We start from the raw sequence: 5325 nt of genomic DNA, 5'->3' as shown, positions 1-5325 counted from the left end.
TCGTCGTTTCAGAGCTGCACAGTGGACGCGACACATCACTTGCTAGAAGGCTGGATGGTGTGTGTGATCAAGCCCTCGGCCTATTAGTACCGGTCAGCTCCACGACTCACGCCGCTTCCACTTCCGGCCTATCAACCCGCTGGTCTGGGCGGGGGCCTTACCCGGTTAACCCGGTGAGAGACCTCATCTTGAAGCGAGCTTCCCGCTTAGATGCTTTCAGCGGTTATCCCTGCCGAACGTAGCCAACCAGCAGTGCTCCTGGCGGAACAACTGGCACACCAGAGGTTCGTCCGTCCCGGTCCTCTCGTACTAGGGACAGCTCTTCTCAAGTCTCTTACGCGCACGGCGGATAGGGACCGAACTGTCTCACGACGTTCTAAACCCAGCTCGCGTACCGCTTTAATGGGCGAACAGCCCAACCCTTGGGACCTACTCCAGCCCCAGGATGCGACGAGCCGACATCGAGGTGCCAAACCATCCCGTCGATATGGACTCTTGGGGAAGATCAGCCTGTTATCCCCGGGGTACCTTTTATCCGTTGAGCGACACCGCTTCCACATGCCGGTGCCGGGTCACTAGTCCCAGCTTTCGCTCCTGCTCGACCCGTCAGTCTCGCAGTCAAGCTCCCTTGTGCACTTGCACTCAACACCTGATTGCCAACCAGGCTGAGGGAACCTTTGGGCGCCTCCGTTACATTTTGGGAGGCAACCGCCCCAGTTAAACTACCCACCTGACACTGTCCCTGATCCGGATCACGGACCGAGGTTAGACATCCAATTCGACCAGAGTGGTATTTCAACGATGACTCCACGAACACTGGCGTGCCCGCTTCACAGTCTCCCACCTATCCTACACAAGCCGAACCGAACACCAATATCAAGCTATAGTGAAGGTCCCGGGGTCTTTCCGTCCTGCCGCGCGTAACGAGCATCTTTACTCGTAGTGCAATTTCGCCGAGCCTGTGGTTGAGACAGCTGAGAAGTCGTTACGCCATTCGTGCAGGTCGGAACTTACCCGACAAGGAATTTCGCTACCTTAGGATGGTTATAGTTACCACCGCCGTTTACTGGCGCTTGAGTTCTGAGCTTCGCCCCGAAGAGCTAACCCGTCCCCTTAACGTTCCAGCACCGGGCAGGCGTCAGTCCGTATACATCGTCTTTCGACTTCGCACGGACCTGTGTTTTTAGTAAACAGTCGCTTCTCACTGGTCTCTGCGGCCACCCACCGCTGCCCCGCGCAAGGCGGTTCACAGCAGATGGCCCCCCTTCTCCCGAAGTTACGGGGGCATTTTGCCGAGTTCCTTAACCACAGTTCGCTCGATCGCCTTGGTATTCTCTACCTGACCACCTGAGTTGGTTTGGGGTACGGGCCGCTAAGAACTCGCTAGAGGCTTTTCTCGGCAGCATAGGATCATCCAATTCGCCTCATTCGGCTATGCGTCGGGCCTCACCCTGCATGTGGTGCGGATTTACCTACACCACGGGCCACACCCTTGCACCGGTACTACCACTCACCGGTAGGACTACCTTCCTGCGTCACCCCATCGCTTGCCTACTACCAGTCCGGATCCCACGCGCCACGCGATCAGACCCGAAGGTCAGTCACACGCTTTGGGTGGTTAGCATCGCTGGGTTCAGCATGGGCGTTCTTTCGCGGGTACGGGAATATCAACCCGTTGTCCATCGACTACGCCTGTCGGCCTCGCCTTAGGTCCCGACTCACCCTGGGCGGATTAGCCTGGCCCAGGAACCCTTGGTCATCCGGCGGGGGAGTTTCTCACTCCCCTTTCGCTACTCATGCCTGCATTCTCACTCGTGTGGCGTCCACGGCTGGATCACTCCGCCGCTTCCACCGCCACACGACGCTCCCCTACCCATCCACACACCTGGCCCAGAACCGAAATCCTGGACGGGATACATGTGAATGCCACAGCTTCGGCGGTGTGCTTGAGCCCCGCTACATTGTCGGCGCGGAACCACTTGACCAGTGAGCTATTACGCACTCTTTCAAGGGTGGCTGCTTCTAAGCCAACCTCCTGGTTGTCACTGCGATCCCACATCCTTTTCCACTTAGCACACGCTTAGGGGCCTTAGCCGATGATCTGGGCTGTTTCCCTCTCGACTACGAACCTTATCGCCCGCAGTCTCACTGCCACGCTCTCACTTACCGGCATTCGGAGTTTGGTTGACTTCAGTAAGCTTGTGGGCCCCCTAGGCCATCCAGTGCTCTACCTCCGGTAAGAAACACGTGACGCTGCACCTAAATGCATTTCGGGGAGAACCAGCTATCACCGAGTTTGATTGGCCTTTCACCCCTACCCACAGCTCATCCCCTCCGTTTTCAACCGAAGTGGGTTCGGTCCTCCACGCGGTCTTACCCGCGCTTCAACCTGGCCATGGGTAGATCACTCGGCTTCGGGTCTAGAGCACGCGACTCACACGCCCTGTTCGGACTCGCTTTCGCTACGGCTACCCCACACGGGTTAACCTCGCCACGTACCGCTAACTCGCAGGCTCATTCTTCAAAAGGCACGCAATCACCCCACCACAAGGGCAGAGCTCTCACGGCTTGTAGGCACACGGTTTCAGGTACTATTTCACTCCCCTCCCGGGGTACTTTTCACCTTTCCCTCACGGTACTTGTCCGCTATCGGTCACCAGGGAGTATTTAGGCTTAGCGGGTGGTCCCGCCAGATTCACACCGAATTTCACGGGCTCGGTGCTACTTGGGATACAACTCGGGAGGCACTGAGTTTTCGTGTACGGGGCTCTCACCCTCTACGGCGACCCCTTCCAGAGGCCTTCCACTAACACAGTGCTTTCTCACTCCCTGCACCCTCGGCAGAAGATGCTGAATCGTCCCACGACCCCGACCGCACAACGCCTGCCGGCTTGGCATGCAATCGGTTTAGCCTCATCCGCTTTCGCTCGCCACTACTCACGGAATCACGGTTGTTTTCTCTTCCTGTGGGTACTGAGATGTTTCACTTCCCCACGTTCCCTCCACGCGCCCTATGTGTTCAGGCGCGGGTCACACCACATGACTGGTGCGGGGTTCCCCCATTCGGAAATCCTCGGATCAACGCTCGGTTGGCAGCTCCCCGAGGCTTATCGCAGCCTCCTACGTCCTTCATCGGCTCCTGGTGCCCAGGCATCCACCGTGTGCCCTTAACAACTTGACCACACAACAACACCCACACCCACCCACCACCCCACACCCCCCAACAAGGAGGCGCCGGCCCCTCCAGAAGAGGAACCCCAGTGATGGACCAGTGCGGATATCCAGATACCTACAAAAGATGCTCGCGTCCACTGTGCAGTTCTCAAACGACGAACAGTCACCCCGCAACACCCACCACCAGACCCAGCACCCCACCCCCACAACACAGAGGCAGACCACCAGCGGTATGACGAGCACGAAGCCCTGCCACCAGAGACAACCACCCACCCCCACACACCCACAGGTGCACCAGGAGCGACCCGTTCCCTCAGGACCCAACAGCGTGCCTACGACCAGCCAACCCGACCACCACGTTCCACACCCCCACCAACGAGGGCCGTACTAGCAGCAACCAGAATCAACCAACCGAACTAGCCAGTGTTCCACCCGTGAGCGACACCCCAGACACCAGCAGCCACCCACAACAGGGCAACCATCACGGCCTGAGCGTGACTCTGGACCAACCACCCAGGACGAACCCGGCAATGATCGGCCAGTGCTCCTTAGAAAGGAGGTGATCCAGCCGCACCTTCCGGTACGGCTACCTTGTTACGACTTCGTCCCAATCGCCGATCCCGCCTTCGACGGCTCCCTCCACAAGGGTTGGGCCACCGGCTTCGGGCGTTACCGACTTTCGTGACGTGACGGGCGGTGTGTACAAGGCCCGGGAACGTATTCACCGCAGCGTTGCTGATCTGCGATTACTAGCGACTCCAACTTCATGGGGTCGAGTTGCAGACCCCAATCCGAACTGAGACCGGCTTTTTGGGATTCGCTCCACCTCGCGGTATCGCAGCCCTTTGTACCGGCCATTGTAGCATGTTTGCAGCCCTAGACATAAGGGGCATGATGATTTGACGTCATCCCCACCTTCCTCCGAGTTGACCCCGGCAGTCTCCTATGAGTCCCCACCATCACGTGCTGGCAACATAGGACGAGGGTTGCGCTCGTTGCGGGACTTAACCCAACATCTCACGACACGAGCTGACGACAACCATGCACCACCTGTGCACGACGCCAAAGGCACCCCGTATCTCTACGAGATTTCCGTGCATGTCAAGCCTAGGTAAGGTTCTTCGCGTTGCATCGAATTAAGCAACATGCTCCGCCGCTTGTGCGGGCCCCCGTCAATTCCTTTGAGTTTTAGCCTTGCGGCCGTACTCCCCAGGCGGGGCGCTTAATGCGTTAGCTGCGGCACGGAGACCGTGGAATGGCCCCCACACCTAGCGCCCAACGTTTACGGCGTGGACTACCAGGGTATCTAATCCTGTTCGCTCCCCACGCTTTCGCTCCTCAGCGTCAGTAACTGCCCAGAGACCCGCCTTCGCCACCGGTGTTCCTCCTGATATCTGCGCATTTCACCGCTACACCAGGAATTCCAGTCTCCCCTGCAGTACTCCAGTCTGCCCGTATCGACTGCAGGCCCGAGGTTGAGCCTCGGGTTTTCACAGCCGACGCGACAGACCGCCTACGAGCTCTTTACGCCCAATAATTCCGGACAACGCTTGCACCCTACGTATTACCGCGGCTGCTGGCACGTAGTTGGCCGGTGCTTCTTCTGTAGGTACCGTCACTTTCGCTTCGTCCCTACTGAAAGAGGTTTACAACCCGAAGGCCGTCATCCCTCACGCGGCGTCGCTGCGTCAGGCTTTCGCCCATTGCGCAATATTCCCCACTGCTGCCTCCCGTAGGAGTCTGGGCCGTGTCTCAGTCCCAGTGTGGCCGGTCACCCTCTCAGGCCGGCTACCCGTCGTCGCCTTGGTAGGCCACTACCCCACCAACAAGCTGATAGGCCGCGGGCCCATCCTCAGCCGATAAATCTTTCCACCACCAGACCATGCGGTCAGCGGTCACATCCGGTATTAGCACCAATTTCTTGGAGTTATCCCAGAGCTGAGGGCAGGTTGCCCACGTGTTACTCACCCGTTCGCCGCTAGGGCACCCCCCGAAGGAGGGCCTCGCTCGACTTGCATGTGTTAAGCACGCCGCCAGCGTTCGTCCTGAGCCAGGATCAAACTCTCCGTAGATGAATTCAACCCACGGCTGAGAACCGAGAGCTAGCACTCTCGATGTCAATCAACCAAAGGAATCCCCAACCCAATCGCA

The 5325-nt window shown here is 58.5% G+C and carries 2 rRNA genes; both read right to left on the bottom strand.

What is annotated here, in order from left to right:
* Positions 1-63 precede the first annotated feature (63 nt).
* Positions 64-3181: ribosomal RNA gene (locus tag ACI79A_RS19615) — 23S ribosomal RNA — on the bottom strand.
* A 545-nt stretch (positions 3182-3726) separates the two neighbouring features.
* Positions 3727-5246, bottom strand: a 16S ribosomal RNA gene (locus ACI79A_RS19610).
* The 16S and 23S rRNA genes sit together here, the layout of an rRNA operon.
* Positions 5247-5325 lie beyond the last annotated feature (79 nt).

Source organism: Modestobacter sp. SYSU DS0657 (genome assembly GCF_054050925.1).
This window is presented reverse-complemented; position numbering and strand designations above follow the sequence as displayed.